The sequence below is a fragment of the Capnocytophaga sp. oral taxon 902 genome (genome assembly GCF_013394735.1).
Taxonomy (GTDB): Bacteria; Bacteroidota; Bacteroidia; order Flavobacteriales; family Flavobacteriaceae; genus Capnocytophaga; species Capnocytophaga ochracea.
Genome location: NZ_CP058261.1, coordinates 547,344 through 564,782, shown reverse-complemented (window position 1 = coordinate 564,782; position 17,439 = coordinate 547,344). Strand labels below are relative to the sequence as shown.

Genomic DNA, 17,439 nt, shown 5'->3' with positions numbered 1-17,439 from the left:
AATGACTTTTAGGAAGTATCATATACTTTTTTTATATTTCGCTCTCTTTGCTTGCTTAGCTTGCCAAAGGGAGCGAAACCCCCGTTATGTAATAGGGGTGTCGCAGTGCAGTGAAGACCTTTGGCGACAAACGATGAACGAGGAGCTAAAACGCGAAGTAGCCCTTTACCAAGCCAATACTGAGCTACTGATTCGCAGTGTGAAAGACGATACTCCCAAACAAATCGCCGATATAGAGTGGTTTATAGAGCAAAAGGTAGATGTGCTCGTCGTTTCGCCTAACGAGTCGGAAGCGTGTACACCAGTTATTGAAAAGGCTTACCAGCAGGGTATTCCCGTGATTTTGGTAGATAGGAAAATCGCTACTGAGAGTTATACTGCCTATGTGGGAGCTAACAACTACCAAATAGGCAAAGAAGCGGGACACTATGCGATAGGTATTCTCAAAGGCAAAGGCAATATAGCCGAAGTGCGTGGTACCAAAGGCTCAACTTCCGATGCGGAACGCCATAAAGGCTTTGTAGATGCCCTTAAGAACGCTCCTGAGGTGCGAATAGTAGCCGAGACCTGGGGCAACTTCCTCAAAGCAGATGCCAAAGTGCAAATGCAACAACTTTTTCAGCAACACCCCAATATCGACCTTGTGTTTGCGATGAACGACCCAATGGCAGCGGGTACTCACGAAGCAGCGATGCAATTCAACGGTAAGATACCCTTTATCATAGGGGTAGATGCGCTACAACAAGAAGGAATTAGCAATATAGAGAATAACGTGCAAGACGCGTCGTTTATCTATCCTACGGGAGGTGAAAAGGTTATTGACCTTGCAATGAAAATACTCCATAAACAACCTTTTGAGCGCGAGAATATCCTCAATACCACTGTGGTGGACAAGAGCAATGTGCGTATTTTACAGTTGCAAACAGAACAAATTGCTCAGAAACAAGCTAAGATAGAGGATATCAATCAGCAACTGAGTGAGAGCCTTATTCAGCATACTACTCAGCGCACACTCTTCTACATTTCTATTACTGCCATTGGGTTGATTACCATATTTTTGGCAATAGCTATCAGAGCATATCGCACTAAGAGTCGTGCTAATAATCTGTTAGAAAAACAAAACGAAGAAATCAAATGTCAGGCTACCGAATTGCAACAACAGAAAGAGCGCTTGGAGGAAATCTCGGCGCAATTAGAAGAGGCGACCCAAGCCAAATTACTCTTCTTTACCAATATTTCTCACGAATTTAAAACACCGCTGTCGCTTATCTTAGGTCCTGTGCAGACACTTTTGGCTCACAATTCACTTCCCAAAGAAGAACAGGACTTGTTATTCCTCATCAAAAAGAACAGCAACCGACTTTTGCATCTCATTTCCGAAGTAATTGAGTTCCGCAGTTATGAGAATGGCAAGATGCAAATGTACTTCACTAAGGGCAACCTGAAACGGTTTCTTACTGAACTCAATTCTTTTTTTAGTGACCGTATCAAACAAAAGAAACTCAACTTTCAATTTCTTGCCGAAGACACTTCTTTTGAAATGGCTTTCGATAAGGAAAAAGTAGAGAAAATCTACTTCAACCTACTTTCCAATGCACTGAAATTCACACCTCAAGGAGGAAGTATCACCGTGTCGTTAGAAAAAGAAGACCTCCCCCTAACCCCTCCAAAGGAGGAGTAGCTGTGCTACGTGTGTTCAACAGCGGTTCATATATTCCGAAAGACAAACAAAGTGAGGTGTTTGAACACTTCTACAAAATAAATCCCGATAGCGAAGGTTCGGGTATTGGTTTGGCTTTGGTACAAGCCTTAGTAGCCTCACACAACGGTACCATTAGCGTAGAGAGTACAGAAGGGGAGGGGACAACCTTCGTCATTCGCCTGCCTTTCACTCAAGAACAAGTATCGGTAAAAGCGGTATACGACAGCAATTACATAGAAACCCATCTCGACTTATTGCCTTCGTTGCCCGCACCTACCGAGAAGCTCAAACTACCTACGGCTTCTCCAACGGCTTCGGAGAAACCTACTGTACTGATTGTGGAAGACAACGAGGATATGCGTCAGTTTATTCGCTATATCCTCAGTGATGACTATAACCTTATCGAAGCTGAAAACGGTGAAGAAGGCTTTGAAGTCGCTAAAAAGCACCTTCCCGATGTAGTAATTAGCGATGTGATGATGCCCAAAACTGATGGCTTCGATTTATGTCAGTTGATAAAAACTAACGTGGCTACTAATCATATTCCTGTGATTTTGCTCACCGCTTATGCATTAGACGAGCAAAAGCAAGTAGGTTTTGAGAGTGGTGCCGATGCCTATATTGCGAAACCTTTCAACATAAAATTACTGAAAACACGGGTGCGCAAGCTCATAGAAAACCGTAAGAAGATACGTGAGAGTTTTAGTAATTTCCTCTTGAACGAAACTAAACAAGAGACTTTAGGTAAGGTAGAACAGCAGTTTATCACCGATTTTACGCATTACGTAGAGAACTCTATCGCCAATCCTGAAATGAATATAGACGAAATAGCCGACGCCTTAGGTTTGTCGCGCTCTAACCTATATCGTAAAATCAAATCTCTCACTGACTATTCACCTAATGAGCTTATTCGCACCATACGAGTAAAATACGCTAAGCAGTTGCTCAACAGCAAAGCCAAGAGCATCTCGGAAGTCGCTTATGAAGTAGGATTTTCTTCTCCTTCCTACTTTGCGAAATGCTTTAAAGATTTTTACAACGAGAGTCCGACAGAGTACTTGGAACGGATTAGGTAGTGTTATAGACTGCTTTAAAATCTTGCACTGATTTTTCCCAGATAATTTTTTATTAATGCGAGTTTGATGTAAGGAAAGTGTAGCTTACGCTACAGAAATCCTACAATTCTTTAAAAAATCAAACAAATAGGCAACAAGTTGCCTGAAAGTCTCGTATGGATTGTACGGATAGTCTTTCAATTGACAATTGATAATTGATAATTGACAAATGTGATGGGCACGAAATGGCAACTGCGTTGCTGGATTTCACAGATTGCAATGTAAATATAATTGTAAATCAGTATTATATATAACTGAGATTAATTAGCAAATGAGGGAATGAGGAAATTAGCAAATTTGGAAATTAGCAAATGGGGTAAATGCCAATAATACCAGAAATGCCAATAATACCACCAAGAGGAATGGACGGGTCGGACAGGTCAGAGGAGGGGTTAGAGGATTCGGAAGAAAACGGAGGAGTTCGGAAGTTAGTCGGGAGGAATTTTGATGAAAAAAGGCTGTGAGGAGGGTATGGTTAGCTTATAGAGAGCTTATAGGAAGCTTATACGAATCTTGGACGATTGGTATAGGAAGGGTATATAAGTGGTTGATTTATACTGTAATACAACAGTGAAAAAAATGTTAAAAACGGGGTTTCGAGGCGAAAGAAAAGGGAATAGGCACTAGGCCTTAGGCCATAGGTACTAGGGGGGAGTATGACGGAAAATCAAAAGAAACCTCCCCCTATTCACATACTCCGCTCTCGCGGACTTCCGTTCAAAGGGGGAATGTGATGACGGAAAAGGGAAGAAAAAATGAATGACGAGTGATGAATGATGAGGGTAATGTGGTGAAAAACTTCTCTTGGAAAATTGTTATAAAAAAGGTATGAAGCATTGGTTTTAAGTGAGATTTTTTTGTGTATTCGCGATTGATTTTCTACTTTTGTGCCTTATTAAATATATGCTTAAAAACGATGAAACGATTACTTTATATGTTATTGGCGCTATTGTCTTCGGCTTCTGCCTATTCACAAATGCTTTTTTCGGAAAACCTTACTATGACGATAGACAGCACCAAAACTTTGCAAGGGAGCCTAATGCCTATCTTGGATTTTAAAACCGAAAAAGAAGATGTCTTCACTTTTAAAAATACGGCTAATCTTAACTTGTTTATCAATTGCAATAGAGTTATTAATGTAATTAACAAGTTTGAGTTATCTACTTATGGTAGTCAAGTAATATTAAGTGGGGGCTATGTGCATATGGAGTACCGCTATCTGTTAGACCACGCTTTTGAGGTGTATCCTTATGCTGAGTCGCAATGGGCAGAGAGCAGGGGAATGAAACACAAGATTTCTACTGGCTTACAATCGCGTTATCGGTTGCTGAATACTCAATCCTCGCTGATGTTTGCTGCGGTGGGCTTCTTCTTTGAATACGAAAAATGGGAATATCCTGCTCCCGATAACGTTGAGGCTACTTATGCTTACAGTCGCAGTATCAAAAGTCATTTGTCGCTCAGTTATAAACTTCGAATAGGTGAAAAATGGGAGCTTACCACTACTGCCATTCATCAAACTAGACCTGATAGTACTTTTAAGGAAGCGCGCTATGGTGGGGCTATCGACCTCAAATACAATATTACGCCTACCATAGGTATACTTGGTACCTACCGACTTATCTACGACACTGCTCCTATTGTACCTATAAAAAAGGACTATCATTCGCTTGAAGTTGGGCTTAATATTTCTTTCTAATTTCCGCATTTGCTAATTTACTAATTTTCTGATTAACATTATGTATACAATTCCTTATATTGAATCCGAGGAGTTTTTCTATTTGGATGTATTTTTAAAATTGCTTTTAGGATTGTTGGCTCTTGCCTTAATCATCAACAAATCGGGCAAGGGTAATTTGGCACCGAGTTCGGCAATAGATCAGGTGCAAAATTACGTACTTGGGGGTATTATTGGAGGTGTAATTTACAGTCCATCGGTGAGTATCTTTCAGTTTGCTATCGTATTGGCTATTTGGGCATTCCTTATCATAGGGTTACGTGAGTTAAAAACTAAAAACCAAGCTTTTAGGAGGTTTATAGACGGCGCCCCTGTGATTGTTATCAATCGTGGTAAGATAGATATAGCCGCCTGCAAAAAAGCTAAAATTACGGCACACGAACTCGCTTTCAAACTGCGCAAAGAAGGGGTATACTATATCAGAGAGGTAAAAAGAGCGGTACTTGAACAGAATGGCGAACTCATTATCGTGTTGGCAGGAGAAGAAAACCCCAAATATCCTGTCATTACCGATGGAATTATTCAAAAAAGCGTGCTGGAAGATGTAGATAAAAGCGAAGAATGGCTACTTGGAGAGCTACAAAAGGCAGGATACAGCAATCCTTCCGAGGTATTTTTAGCAGAATACGAAAATGCTCAGATAAAAGTTATACCCTATATTTAGTAACAATGAGAAAGAAAAGCCCCAAAAACATTTTGCTATTCGTTGTTATTTTATTATCTTTGCCCAAAATACTTAATTGCTATTACAATGAAGTTAAAACATATTACTCTTTTGGTAGCCTCTACTTTTGTACTAGGGGCTTGTAATCAATCTAAAACAGCTTCTGAGCAAGAAGCGCAAACTCCTCAAAAACCGCTTATCAGCTATGTAGACCCGTTCATCGGTACAGGTGGACACGGGCATACCTACCCTGGAGCGACTACGCCTTTCGGTATGATACAAGTGAGCCCCGTGAATGGTCTCAGCAACTGGGATTGGTGCTCAGGTTATCACTATTCCGATAGCCTTATGGTTGGTTTTGGACATTTGAGCCTTAGTGGTACAGGTATAGGAGACCTAAACGACATCTTGCTAATGCCTACTACTAAAGAATATGACCTCAGTGTACTGAAATACGGACGCAAAGAGCAATACCCCGTGAATGCCCAAGAGTTTCGCGATATGGTACCTTACAAATCAAAATATAGCCATAAGAACGAAAAAGCAGAACCTGGCTATTACCAAGTGTATTTAGAAGACCCCAAAGTGAATGTAGAACTCACTGCGGCACAACGTTATGCCGTACATCGTTATACTTTTGAAAAAGGGGCAGAACAATCAGTACTATTGAACTTAGGATTTGCTATCAACTGGGATAGCCCTACCAAAACTTCTTTTAGCAAATTGGATAAGAAGTTAGACGCTAATAACAACGACAATATTATCACAGGTTATCGTTATAGTACTGGCTGGGCTGAAAACCAAAAAGTGTTCTTTGCGATTCAGTTTTCTAAGCCTATAAAAAATATTACCTATCAAAAACACAAAGATGATGTTACTTCAGGGCAAATCTTCTTTGATAATACTGATGAGAAGTTAGAGGTAAAAGTAGCTCTTTCTTCAGTGAATGAAGAAAATGCTTTAGATAACTTGGAGTTATATAACGCTCCTAATTTTGATAAAACCAAATCATTAGCACAACAGCAATGGGAAAAGACCCTTAGCAGTATAGTAGTAGAAACCCCTGTTGATTCTCTCAAAACCATCTTCTATACTGCCCTCTATCACGCGCAAGTAGCGCCTGTAACTTTTTCTGACAAGAATGGATGGTTTAGATTGCAAAACGACGAGATTGTAAAAACTGAAGGTACTGCTTATTCTACCCTTTCTCTGTGGGATACTTTCCGTGCCGAGCACCCACTGCTTACCCTTTTGCAACCCAAAGTAACTGCCGATATCATCAACTCAATGTTAGCCTACTATCAAGTGCACAAAGTATTGCCCGTTTGGACACTCTACGGCAACGAAACCAATACAATGACCGGCTATCACTCGGTAGCAGTGATTGCCGAAGCCTACCTTAAAGGGGTACGTGGGTTTGATGCTGAAAAGGCTTACGAGGCAATGAAAACTACAATGATGCAAGATGATCGCGGACTCAAAGCGTACAAAAAATATGGTTATATTCCTTATAACGCAGGGGTAGACGAGTCGGTTACCATTACCCTTGAATACGCTTACGACGACTGGTGTGTGGCGCAAATGGCTAAAGCCTTAGGTAAAAACGAAGATGCCGACTTCTTTACCAAACGCTCAGAAGCCTACACTCATTTATTTGATAAAGAAACGGGCTTTATGCGCGGTAAAAGCACTGATGGTAAATGGCGCACACCTTTTGATCCTAAACGCTCCGATCACCGCGAAAACACCGACTATACCGAAGGCAATGCTTGGCAACACAGTTGGTTTGTGCCTCACAACGTACAAGGTCTTATCAGCTTATTTGGAGGCAATGAGCCTTTTGTAACACACTTAGAAAAACTTTTTACCGAAAGTTCTGAAATCACCGGTGAAAACACCTCTCCTGATATCTCAGGACTCATAGGTCAGTATGCACACGGCAATGAGCCCAGTCACCATATTGCTTATATGTTCAACGTAGCAGGACAACCTAAGAAAACCCAATATTGGGTAGATCGCATCTTGCAAACTCAGTACAACACTACCCCTAACGGACTTAGTGGTAATGAGGATTGCGGACAGATGTCGGCTTGGTACATTTGGAGTGCTATGGGCTTATACCCTATGAATCCAGCTTCTACCGAGTATCAATTTGGTCGTCCACTCTTTGATAAAGTAACCATACACTTGCCTAACGGAAAGACTTTTACCATTATAGCCAAGAATGTGTCTAAAGACAATAAGTATATCCAATCTGTAAAACTCAATGGCAAAGAATATACCCAATGGCATATTTCTCACCAAGACCTTCTAAAAGGCGGTGAATTAGTTTTTGAAATGACAAACAAATAAATGAAAAGAAATATCTTAATCACAGGAGGAGCTGGATTTATCGGCTCTCACGTCGTGAGGCTATTTGTAAACAAATACCCCGACTATCACATTTTTAACTTGGATAAGCTCACTTATGCAGGTAACTTAGAGAATGTTGCCGACGTAGCCAATGCTCCTAACTATACTTTTATACAAGCGGATATTTGCGACTACGAGCGTATGAAAGCCCTCTTCGCTGAACATCGCATTGATGGGATTATTCACCTCGCTGCCGAAAGTCACGTGGATAGAAGTATTGAAGACCCTTTTATCTTCGCGAAAACGAACGTGATGGGTACTTTGAGCCTCTTGCAAGCAGCGCGTGAAGTGTGGAAAGATAATATGCAAGGCAAACGCTTTTATCACGTCTCTACCGACGAGGTATATGGAGCCTTAGAAATAGGCGAACCACTCTTTACAGAGCAAACTCCTTACGACCCTCAATCACCGTATTCGGCATCTAAAGCCTCATCAGACCATTTTGTGAGAGCTTATCACAACACTTACAAATTGCCCGTGGTGATTTCAAATTGTTCTAACAACTACGGTTCTCACCAGTACCCTGAAAAGTTAATACCGGTGTGTATCTATAATATTGTAGATAATAAGCCGCTACCTATCTATGGCAAAGGGGAAAATATTCGCGATTGGCTTTTTGTGGAAGACCACGCTCGTGCTATCGATACTATTTTCCACCGAGGAAAAGATGGTGATACCTACAACATTGGGGGCTTTAACGAATGGCGTAATATCGATTTGGTGAAGGTAATCATAAAAGAGGTGGATAAGCAGTTAGGTCGTCTCGAAGGTACTTCCGAAAGACTCATCACTTTCGTAACCGACCGTGCTGGTCACGACCTCCGTTACGCTATTGATGCTACTAAATTGAAAAATGAACTCGGCTGGGAACCTTCCTTACAGTTTGAAGAAGGTATACGGAAAACTGTAAAATGGTACCTAGCGAATAGGTAAAAGGTAAAAGATAAAAGGTAAAACAGAGGCTACTATATAGTAACCTCTGTTTTTTCTATTCTATAATTTGTTAATTATCTCATTTGCTAATTATCTCATCTTCTACATACCACTTGGTTGGTGTATTTTAGGTTTACGATGTTATATTCGTTCAGTTTATCAGTCTTCTCCAATTGCTTGTAAAAGGCTTTGAGGTTTGCTTTCTTGAGCGCTTCGTCTTCAAACTTGCCGAAAACGACCTTAAAGTGAGGTACACGCATTAAAAATTCGTATTCTCCGTTAGGTTTTACCAATACTTCGGTGATGTTCTCAGCCAGCCATTGGTCGTTTTGGATAAACTGCATCAGTGCATAGGAGGCTTGCCAATAGCGCTCGGTATTACCTCTGAGGATAGGCACGCGTGCTGAGTAAGAACTTGAAAGAGGCATCTTCTTTCCTTGTGTATCCATATAATACACTCCATTGCCGTCGTATACACGTGCGATAGGCTCTCGCTGTTTGATTTTAGCGTTTAGGGTACCATCAATAGTACAAAATACTTCCGATTTCTCAATCATCACATTGTTGTCTAAGAGTTTTTCGATTTCGCTTAAACGAAGGAGTCCCATAGGGTGTTTTGCTTGTGGGTCTTTGAAGATAGTGCGCCGTATGGCATCATCAGTTACATACATATTCTCGTCCTGATGGTCTACCACCACCTCTTTTACGGTACGTGTTTTATTACGCCCTGAAGCAAACAACTGTATACAAAAGGGCAAAAATACGATAACGAATATTTTTATGATTTTTTTTATGTACATTTTTCTTTATTTGATATCGTAACCAAACCTGCGCAATTGTCGCACATTGTTACGCCAATCTTTATTTACTTTTACGAAAAGTTCTAAGTGTATTTGTTTGCCAAAAAACTTCTCCAAATCGGTGCGAGCTTCTACACCTACCCGTTTTAAGGCTTCCCCTTTATGACCTATGATAATCCCCTTTTGGCTCTCGCGTTCTACCATTATCACTGAGCGAATGTGAATAATTGTCTCGCTATCGGCAAAACTTTCGGTCTCTACTTCTACCGAATAAGGGATTTCCTTTTTGTAATGCAATAGTATCTTTTCGCGTATAATCTCGTTTACAAAGAAACGCTCTGGTTTATCGGTGAGTTGGTCTTTTGGGAAAAATGCAGGTGACTCAGGTAAGAGTTCTATAATGCGGTTGAACACCACTTCGGTTTGAAAGTTGCGCAAAGCCGAAATAGGATATATCTCGGCACGAGGCACTTTTTCTTTCCAGTAGGCGACTTGTTCCTCTAATACATTTTGGTCGGAAGTATCCACTTTGTTAATGAGCAACAATACAGGCACGTCCAACTGGTCGATGCGCTTAAAGAAAGCCTCGTCTTTCAGCTCTTTTTCGCCTATTTCTACCATATAAATAAGAATGTCGGCGTCTTCGAAAGCACTCTTTACAAAATCCATCATCGAGGCTTGTAAGGCATACGATGGCTTGATAATACCAGGGGTATCCGAAAAAACTACCTGAAAATCATCACCACTTACGATACCAAAAATACGGTGTCGCGTGGTCTGTGCCTTGGAAGTGATAATAGAGAGTTTTTCGCCTACAAAGGCATTCATAAGGGTAGATTTTCCTACGTTGGGGTTCCCGATAATATTTACAAATCCAGCTTTGTGCACTTGTTAATTGTTATTTGTTAATTGACTCTGCCATTCCTTTGCCCCAATGAGGATGATTAGGCGTTTTTGGAGTAAAATGTTCGAACTTCTCTAAGGCTTTTTGGAGCATTGGTTTAGCTTTTGCTACGCCCCCACCAAATATTTTGGGTGTAAAGTAAATACCGATAGCACGAATGAGATAGGGTCTTGGGTTTTTGGGGTTTTCTTTAATAGATTTCTCGGAATACTCACGACTCAGCTTACCGTATTTAGCTCCGCGAAACATTGGGTTTACCTTCACTTTGGCACTATACAGATAGGCGTATAAGGCGTTGATTTCCGATGCATCGGCATCGGGTTGTTTTTGAGCTATCTTTATGTACTTTTCTGCCAGATTGCAATAACTGTCAATAGACCCTCCCGATGATTGGTCGGCAAGGCGAATGTTCACATAAGCCGCATAGTAATTTGCGAGCCAATGCGAAGGCACTGTGTTGGCAAGAGTTTCAAAATCTTTAGCTAAAGTCTGCAATTCTTTAGTAGCATAACTTTTGTCAAGGAGTTTTACTTTTTCGGTAAGCATTGTCTCCACATCTTGAGCATAAGCAACACTACAAAAAAGGAGCAAAAAAAGTGTAATATATCTGTTCATAACAACATTGTCAATTATTATCTTCTTCCTTTTGGTTTTTTAGTAGGAGCTGAAGGGGTAGGAGAGGAGTTAGTTTTTTGGGTATCTGTCTCTTCTTTCTTTTTCTCTTTTTTATAAAGAGGAATGAGATAGCTGAGAGTATAGTTGAAATTCACACCAAAACGACTCCCTTCATATACCCGACCAAAGGCAGGAATATAGTAGTTAGGGAAACCACTACTGCCCGTTTGAGCCACCAAAAGACCTACGCGTACGCTTGCTCCTGCGTAAAGGTTGTGTAAGAGTTCCGCTTTGATGCCCAATACAAGTTCCAACCAATGGGCTGTACGTCCGTCGTATTTCTTTAAGAAAGAAGGGTCGGAGCCTGTGATAGTTTCGTTCCAATATTGGTTATCTTTATGGATAATATACGAGGTAAGGTCTTGAGAGAAGAGCGAAATGCCATAGCGAGCCCCCACGTAAATCATATTCTCCATACCGTACCAATTGCCATAGGTGTTATAATCGAAGCCAGCACGTAAAAATTGACCTTCGGTAGAGTAAGTAAAGAAATCTTCGTTTTTAGTTCTTTTTTCCATACCGAGTTCAGCAGCGAAGTAGTAGTTGGTTGTTAGGCGGTAATCGCCTACCAATTCGAGTCCGTAGTAATCCTTATCAAAGAAAGGGCGTACCATTTTGCTCAGGTCGGCACCTACGCGCAAGCCATACCGCTGTTTGTACACAGGGGCTTCTTGTTTTTCGGGTAGGGCGATAGTAGTTTGTGAGGTCGTGCGGGTAGCCGTTTGAGCCATTGCACCTAAGCCCCACCAAATACTAATGATACAAATGTATATGAGCTCTTTTTTCATTATCTACGGTAGTGTTCTTGATGTTAAGACCTTTTAGCCAAGAGGTATTTGTATCTTGAATGGTAGCTGAAAGGGTGTTGTAAGTAATTTTCACTCCACAAGCCTTGCTTACGAACGACTGTTCGGGAGTATAAGTGAGCGTGAGGGTTGCGGTGCTAGTGGTAGTACCTGAAACTACGGTTTGGAACAAGTAGGTAGTAGGGGACTCCAAGCGCAAAGGTAGTGCAAGTGAATCTAAAGTTGCACTGCTTACCAGAGGCGTAGTATTTCCTTCGCCATAAACTGTAAGGTTAGCCACGCTAAAAGGTGTACGGGTGTTATTTTGGTTGTAGAAACGCACCACCAAGCGAGGTGTATTCACGCTGTGGTCGCAAAGGTCGTCGGACTCACAACTTACCAACATTGAAAGCGAGAGTATTAAAAATGATATAAAGATAGTTCTTTTCATTATCAAAAATAAAGTTGGTGCAAAGATACGAAATAATTACAAATGACAAAAAAAACTTCATAGGGCAACTTAGCATTGATACTTATTAGCTTGATGGACAAAGCTTATTCGAAGGGAGAGCGAAGCTAAAGCGAACCTAAGACGAAGGTAAGACGAACAATGAACGTACAAAAGATAGAGATAACCTGAAGCTAAGAAGAAACTTTTATGTGGCAAAAGAAGTTATTTGAGATTAGAAATTGATAAATAACCTTTCATTTAAATTTGTTAATTTACTGAGTTATTTTTATCTTTGTTGTCTTAAGTAGGTGCATTTCTTGGGGCTCGTGCCTAAAAATGCAATGCTTAAAAGAAATACAAGCCCTAAAAAAACGGCTTTCCATACCGCTACAAAAAGCCTCAGCTTTGCTCAAGCAAACTGAAGGTAACCTTAAAGGGGCTAATGGTGTAGGGAAATATATAAGATGCTGAAAAATGAACCTGAATAAACTCATAAATTCGCGACTCTTGAATGCCTCTATTGATAAAGTGATCAAAGTCAAAGAATATAACCTATTCTTAGGTTTTGTCGTAATAACAATAGCACTTTTTGTTTTCTTTATAGTGGCTATCGTTGTAATGGTAGTAGGGATACCTATTCTTTGGTTAGTGAATTTGTTTAAGAAATAAAATATGTATTGCAAAAAAATCGTAAATTACCAAGGGGAGAAATCTTCTTTGCAAACGATTTTCAAACAAGCAACTAAAAAATATTTAATTTGTTGTGATTTGTTCAATTGCTGAGGTGGTACCCTCATTTATTTTTACATCAAAAAACAAAGAGCCCGAAACGGAACGCTTCGGGCTCTTCGATATATTATACTATTCTTCTAATCAAGCAGATATGATACGATCATCACCTTCTAAAAAGGTAGAACTGATACGATATGTAATTTGACATAGGTCATTTTTCTTCGTGCACATCTTTATTTAGTTAAACAAATGTTTTTGAAATCGTGGACAAAGGTGTGACTATTTTTTGAATATGCAAGAAATAGGCTATTATTTTACCTAAATGAATTCATCGGCTTCTTTATTGGCAACCAAACGGAAGCCTTCGCCGTGAATGTTTAGGATTTCCACTTTGTCGTCTTTTTTCAAGAGTTTGCGCAGTTTTGCGATATATACGTCCATACTGCGAGAGGTGAAATAGTTGTCGTCTTTCCATATTTTGGAAAGGGCTAACTCACGTGACATAAAATCATCGGTGTGTAAGGCGAGCAAACGCAAAAGTTCATTTTCCTTAGGGGAGAGTTTTACAGGTTCTTCGTCCTTATATTTGAGAATACGCAATTTAGTATTGAGGAAGAATCTTCCTATTTCGAACTCAAACTTATTGTCGTCTACCATTGTTTCGATGCTTTTACGTTGCAAAATTGAACGTATTTTCATCAATAGGATTTCGGAGTCGAAGGGTTTGTTTAGGTAGTCATCAGCTCCTGAGCGATAGCCTTTTATCACATCTTCACGCATTGTACGAGCTGTAAGGAAGATAATAGGTATTTTCTCATCTTTCTCACGAATTTCTTTGGCTAAAGTAAAACCGTCTTTATAAGGCATCATCACGTCTAAGATACACATATCGTATGTTTCTTTCTTAAACTTTTCGAAGCCTTCCATACCGTTTTTAGCTAAAGTAACGTCGAAACCACTCATCACCAAATAGTCTTTTAGTACAGTGCCGAAGTTGGGGTCGTCTTCTACTAAGAGAATGTGTTTATTGTCCGTAGAAGCATTTGAACTGTAATAGTTTCCGTCTGTATTCATTTTTTTATTGTTTTAGGCAATTATGAATTAAATTGTTAAGTTCTTAAATTATATTACCGGCAATTTGATAAAGAAGGTACTACCTTTTCCTTTGTCGCTTTCTACATCGATGCTTCCTTGATGGTATTCTACGATACTTTTCACGTAAGCAAGCCCTAATCCGTGTCCTTTTACGTTGTGTAAATCGCCAGTATGTTCTCTATAAAACTTGGTAAATACGTGTTTCATAGCCTGTCTGCTCATTCCTTGCCCTCTATCTTTTACACGTATTAGTATTTTATTCTTTATATTTTCAGTATAAATGTCTATTTCGGGGGCATTAGGTGAGTATTTGATAGCATTTTCAATCACATTCACAAATACATTAGTAAGGTGTGATTTGTTTGCTGATACATCGCCGTTTTCTGCCAAAAAGTGAGTGCGCAATACGCCCCCACGTTCGTCGAGCATTACTTGTAGGTGCCCTATGGCATTGCTTATAAGTTCGTGCACGTCCAAGGGTTCTCTCTCTAAATGCAAGTTTCCTTTTTCGAGACGTGATATTTGTAAAATGTTTTCTACCTGAGCCAGCATTCGCTTGTTTTCCTGTTTGAGTATTTTTACATATCCTTTTATTTTCTCGGGGTCGTGCAGGGCAACAGGTGTTTTGAGACTGTCGAGCACTAAGTTCATAGTAGCAATAGGTGTTTTGAACTCGTGCGTCATATTATTGATGAAATCAGTCTTGATTTCGGAAATGCGACGCTGAGTGATGAGCTGGTGGAAGGTAACCACAAACACACCTATAACTATTAGTAAAAAGACTACTGATAGGGTTGCTACCCCTATTACTGATGATAGCACATAGCGTTCTCGCTGAGGGAATACTACTGCTAATTCATATACTGAATCGTCGGAGCTATTGCCTCCAAAAAGCAAGGTGCGATATTCCTTAGTTTCATTAGGGTCAAAGTACTTAGAGTGTATCTTCGATAAGATATTGCGGTTATACACGGCAAACTCGAAAGGTAAATTCAAGCCTCTTTTTTTGAGTTTCTGCTCTAAGAGTGTGTTTATTTGGCTTACGGACACTCGTTCGCTAATGGTTTGTTGCCTTATAATACTCTTAAATGATTCTTCTATCATTAAGCGTTCAATCTCGGGTAATTCACTTAGCTTTTCGTAGGCTTTTATGATAGGTAACTGTTTGTTATCTATATTATTACCTCTGTTGATGTGCTGGAAACTTTCTCTGTTTGTATAGTTCTTAAAGGTAAAAGAATCGGAGAGTTTCAAATCATCGATGAGTACGGGGTTGCGCAGATTGGTAGCTAAAGCGTAATCTTCCTCTAAAATACCGTGTTTATAAATAAAGGTCTCTTTGCTTAGTTTGTTTTCTTGCACATAGATAAACTCTCGCAGATGACTGTCTTTGAGCTTTAAGGTGCTATCGTTCTCGCGCAAATAGATAATTTGAGCTACGTATTTATCGACTTCATCTTGCTCTATTTGTTTAGCTACATTGTTGAGTACCTGCTGAATAGAATAAGTAAAAGCTTCTTCTTTATTATCGATGGCTGATTTAATCCAATACCCTTGTATGGCAATAATTCCTACAAGAGAAAGGCTTATGAGCACTACTGCGAGTATGTATAATCGCTTATTCACCGGGCAAAGTTAAAACAAATATTTAATATAAAAAACAAATTCTCTTAAAAATTTAACAAAAGATTAAGGAGTACCCTTTTTAAGAGGGCTAAAATACTGAGGTTTTTCTTTTATAAACCCTTGTTTTTACTAAGGAAGAGAAGCGACAATGTTAATATAATACCAAAAATGCCAATAATGCCAATAATACCGATGAGAAAATTAGGAAATGAGAAAATTAGGAAATTAGCAAATGGGTAGTGATAAAAAAGGTTTTTTGAAGGGTCTGACTTGTCGAACAAATCTGACTGGTTTGAGTTATCGGAGAAAAACGAAAAATATAAAAAGTGAGTTAGGAGAGTTTTTGATGAAAAAAGGCTATGAGAAGGGTGGGGTTAGCTTATAGGGAGCTTATAGGAAGCTTATACGAATCTTGGACGATTGTTATAGAAAGGGTATATAAGTAATTGACTCATACTGTGATACAACAAGGCTAAAAATGTTAAAAAAGAGGTTTCGAGGCGAAAGAAAGAGAAAAGGCAATAGGCCTTAGGCCATAGGCACTAGGGGGAGTATAACGGAAAAGTGTGAGCCACACAGGCAGGAGCGAGCCGCACGGGTAGGAGCAAGTCGCACGGTCAATGAGGAATGAACGAAGAATGGACGAAGAAAGAACGAAGAATGGACGAAGAATGAACGAAGAATGAACGAAGAATGAACGAAGAATGAACGAAGAATGAACGAAGATAAGACGGAGATAAGGCGGAGATGAGAATATTTGAGAAGAGGGAGTTGCTCAATGAAAGATGGGGTTTTTGAGGGGATATGATGTGGCTATGATAAAAAAGTGAGGTAAAAAGTTTGTATATAAAAATAAAGTTGTATCTTTGCACCTTGAAAAATGAACAATTGATTACTAAACTTGTAGAAAATGAGAAAGTTAAAAGAATACGATATTTCTTTTGCAGGCTTAAAACAGGGGAGACATCAATTTGTTTATGAGATTGACAAAGCGTTTTTGCAACTGTTTAATTTTGACGAGGTGAATGATATTCATCAGCAAGTAATCGTTGATTTAGACAAGAAGAGCAACTTGTTGGAACTGCATTTTCACAACAGGGGTACTGTGAATGTGAATTGTGATGTTTCTAATGAGCCTTTTGACTTGGCAGTAGAAGGAACACTTTTTTTGGTGGTGAAGTTTGGTGAAGAGTATAATGATGACGATGAAGAAATCTTGATACTTCCTCACGGAGAATACCAACTGAATGTGGCACAATATATATATGAGCTTATTGTGTTGTCAATCCCCGCTAAGCGCGTACACCCTGATGTTTTGAATGGGACGATGCACTCGGCAGTATTAGATAAATTGGAAGCACTTGCTCCAAGAGAGCACCACAATACAATGACTATAGACCCGCGTTGGGAAAGTTTAAAGAATTTAATAACAGATAAATAATATAAAGAATTAAGTAATGGCACATCCTAAGAGACGACAATCAAAAACAAGAAGAGATAAGAGAAGAACCCACGATGTAGCGGTAGTTCCTCAAATAGCAAAAGATCCAACAACTGGTGAAAACCATTTGTATCACCGCGCACACTGGCACGAAGGTAAATTGTACTATCGTGGACAGGTGCTTGTGGATAGTACAGAAGAAGCAAAATAGCTTTACTTCATTTGATTTTATAAGATTATAAAAAAAGAGAACAATATTAATATTGTTCTCTTTTTTTGCTTTGTGAGGGCGATTTGCAAATCGCCCTCACAATATAACTAAAGGAAATTGATTATCAAGATAGTCTACTCTGACAAAGGTCGTAG

At 39.6% G+C, this 17,439-nt stretch carries 15 protein-coding genes and 1 pseudogene; 9 read left to right on the top strand and 7 right to left on the bottom strand.

Annotated elements, in window-relative coordinates; genetic code table 11:
• Position 1 precedes the first annotated feature (1 nt).
• The 5 genes and pseudogenes from HW278_RS12785 to rfbB all read left to right on the top strand — a co-directional run bounded on the left by HW278_RS12785 (position 2) and on the right by rfbB (position 8,564).
• Positions 2-2,778: pseudogene (locus HW278_RS12785) on the top strand (ABC transporter substrate binding protein).
• Positions 2,779-3,733: 955 nt separating this feature from the next.
• Positions 3,734-4,516, top strand: coding sequence for a DUF481 domain-containing protein (locus HW278_RS02370; protein WP_178976815.1), 783 nt, complete (start codon positions 3,734-3,736; stop codon positions 4,514-4,516).
• Positions 4,517-4,556: 40 nt separating this feature from the next.
• A complete protein-coding gene (locus HW278_RS02365; RefSeq protein WP_009418007.1) occupies positions 4,557-5,219 on the top strand; it encodes a DUF421 domain-containing protein in 663 nt (220 codons plus the stop codon).
• 87 nt (positions 5,220-5,306) lie between these two features.
• Complete coding sequence (locus tag HW278_RS02360; protein ID WP_178976814.1) at positions 5,307-7,571, top strand: GH92 family glycosyl hydrolase; 2,265 nt, start codon at positions 5,307-5,309, stop codon at positions 7,569-7,571.
• A complete protein-coding gene (gene rfbB / locus HW278_RS02355; protein WP_178976813.1) occupies positions 7,572-8,564 on the top strand; it encodes a dTDP-glucose 4,6-dehydratase in 993 nt (330 codons plus the stop codon).
• 95 nt (positions 8,565-8,659) lie between these two features.
• On the opposite strand, the gene HW278_RS02350 is transcribed toward rfbB, so the two are convergent.
• The 5 genes from HW278_RS02350 to HW278_RS02330 are packed head-to-tail and all read right to left on the bottom strand — an operon-like array spanning position 8,660 to position 12,134.
• Positions 8,660-9,364 (bottom strand): cell division protein FtsQ/DivIB, encoded by a 705-nt coding sequence (locus tag HW278_RS02350; RefSeq protein ID WP_002673131.1) that lies wholly within the window; start codon positions 9,362-9,364, stop codon positions 8,660-8,662.
• Positions 9,365-9,370: 6 nt separating this feature from the next.
• Positions 9,371-10,252, bottom strand: a complete 882-nt coding sequence (gene era, locus HW278_RS02345; RefSeq protein ID WP_178976812.1) for a GTPase Era — start codon at positions 10,250-10,252, stop codon at positions 9,371-9,373.
• 10 nt (positions 10,253-10,262) lie between these two features.
• Entirely contained in the window at positions 10,263-10,883 is a 621-nt protein-coding gene (locus HW278_RS02340) for a hypothetical protein (protein ID WP_178976811.1), read from the bottom strand.
• A gap of 17 nt (positions 10,884-10,900) precedes the next feature.
• Entirely contained in the window at positions 10,901-11,731 is an 831-nt protein-coding gene (locus HW278_RS02335; RefSeq protein WP_178976810.1) for a DUF6048 family protein, read from the bottom strand.
• Positions 11,697-12,134, bottom strand: a complete 438-nt coding sequence (locus HW278_RS02330; RefSeq protein WP_178977980.1) for a DUF6452 family protein — start codon at positions 12,132-12,134, stop codon at positions 11,697-11,699. Before HW278_RS02330 ends, HW278_RS02335 begins: the two co-directional genes overlap by 35 nt.
• 381 nt (positions 12,135-12,515) lie before the next feature.
• Here HW278_RS02330 and HW278_RS12375 point away from each other — a divergent pair, with 381 nt between their 5' ends.
• Both HW278_RS12375 and HW278_RS02325 read left to right on the top strand, forming a co-directional pair.
• On the top strand, positions 12,516-12,650 hold the full coding sequence (locus HW278_RS12375; RefSeq protein WP_009417922.1) for a hypothetical protein: 135 nt from the start codon (positions 12,516-12,518) through the stop codon (positions 12,648-12,650).
• 3 nt (positions 12,651-12,653) lie between these two features.
• A complete protein-coding gene (locus HW278_RS02325; protein ID WP_002673120.1) occupies positions 12,654-12,848 on the top strand; it encodes a hypothetical protein in 195 nt (64 codons plus the stop codon).
• A gap of 381 nt (positions 12,849-13,229) precedes the next feature.
• Here the strand turns inward: HW278_RS02325 and HW278_RS02320 are convergent, their stop codons facing one another.
• Positions 13,230-13,985: a response regulator transcription factor gene (locus tag HW278_RS02320; protein ID WP_009410639.1), complete on the bottom strand. Its 756-nt coding sequence runs from the start codon at positions 13,983-13,985 to the stop codon at positions 13,230-13,232.
• Between the two features lie 48 nt (positions 13,986-14,033).
• Complete coding sequence (locus HW278_RS02315; RefSeq protein ID WP_178976809.1) at positions 14,034-15,632, bottom strand: sensor histidine kinase; 1,599 nt, start codon at positions 15,630-15,632, stop codon at positions 14,034-14,036.
• Positions 15,633-16,542: 910 nt separating this feature from the next.
• Here HW278_RS02315 and HW278_RS02310 point away from each other — a divergent pair.
• Together HW278_RS02310 and rpmF are read left to right on the top strand one after the other, a co-directional pair.
• The gene (locus tag HW278_RS02310; RefSeq protein ID WP_002673109.1) at positions 16,543-17,073 is read left to right on the top strand and encodes a YceD family protein; all 531 of its coding nucleotides are present in this window, start codon (positions 16,543-16,545) and stop codon (positions 17,071-17,073) included.
• 16 nt (positions 17,074-17,089) lie between these two features.
• Positions 17,090-17,284, top strand: a complete 195-nt coding sequence (gene rpmF, locus HW278_RS02305) for a 50S ribosomal protein L32 (RefSeq protein WP_002673108.1) — start codon at positions 17,090-17,092, stop codon at positions 17,282-17,284.
• Positions 17,285-17,439 lie beyond the last annotated feature (155 nt).

Bases quoted from the DNA above. Each gene is read 5' to 3' on its own strand.
- HW278_RS02360 (WP_178976814.1), top strand. From the start codon at position 5,307: ATGAAGTTAAAACATATTACTCTTTTGGTAGCCTCTACTTTTGTACTA.
- HW278_RS02350 (WP_002673131.1), bottom strand. From the start codon at position 9,364: ATGTACATAAAAAAAATCATAAAAATATTCGTTATCGTATTTTTGCCC.
- HW278_RS02320 (WP_009410639.1), bottom strand. From the start codon at position 13,985: ATGAATACAGACGGAAACTATTACAGTTCAAATGCTTCTACGGACAAT.
- HW278_RS02330 (WP_178977980.1), bottom strand. From the start codon at position 12,134: ATGTTGGTAAGTTGTGAGTCCGACGACCTTTGCGACCACAGCGTGAAT.
- HW278_RS02340 (WP_178976811.1), bottom strand. From the start codon at position 10,883: ATGAACAGATATATTACACTTTTTTTGCTCCTTTTTTGTAGTGTTGCT.
- rpmF (WP_002673108.1), top strand. From the start codon at position 17,090: ATGGCACATCCTAAGAGACGACAATCAAAAACAAGAAGAGATAAGAGA.
- HW278_RS02365 (WP_009418007.1), top strand. From the start codon at position 4,557: ATGTATACAATTCCTTATATTGAATCCGAGGAGTTTTTCTATTTGGAT.
- HW278_RS02370 (WP_178976815.1), top strand. From the start codon at position 3,734: ATGAAACGATTACTTTATATGTTATTGGCGCTATTGTCTTCGGCTTCT.
- HW278_RS12375 (WP_009417922.1), top strand. From the start codon at position 12,516: ATGCAATGCTTAAAAGAAATACAAGCCCTAAAAAAACGGCTTTCCATA.
- HW278_RS02325 (WP_002673120.1), top strand. From the start codon at position 12,654: ATGAACCTGAATAAACTCATAAATTCGCGACTCTTGAATGCCTCTATT.
- HW278_RS02335 (WP_178976810.1), bottom strand. From the start codon at position 11,731: ATGAAAAAAGAGCTCATATACATTTGTATCATTAGTATTTGGTGGGGC.
- rfbB (WP_178976813.1), top strand. From the start codon at position 7,572: ATGAAAAGAAATATCTTAATCACAGGAGGAGCTGGATTTATCGGCTCT.
- HW278_RS02310 (WP_002673109.1), top strand. From the start codon at position 16,543: ATGAGAAAGTTAAAAGAATACGATATTTCTTTTGCAGGCTTAAAACAG.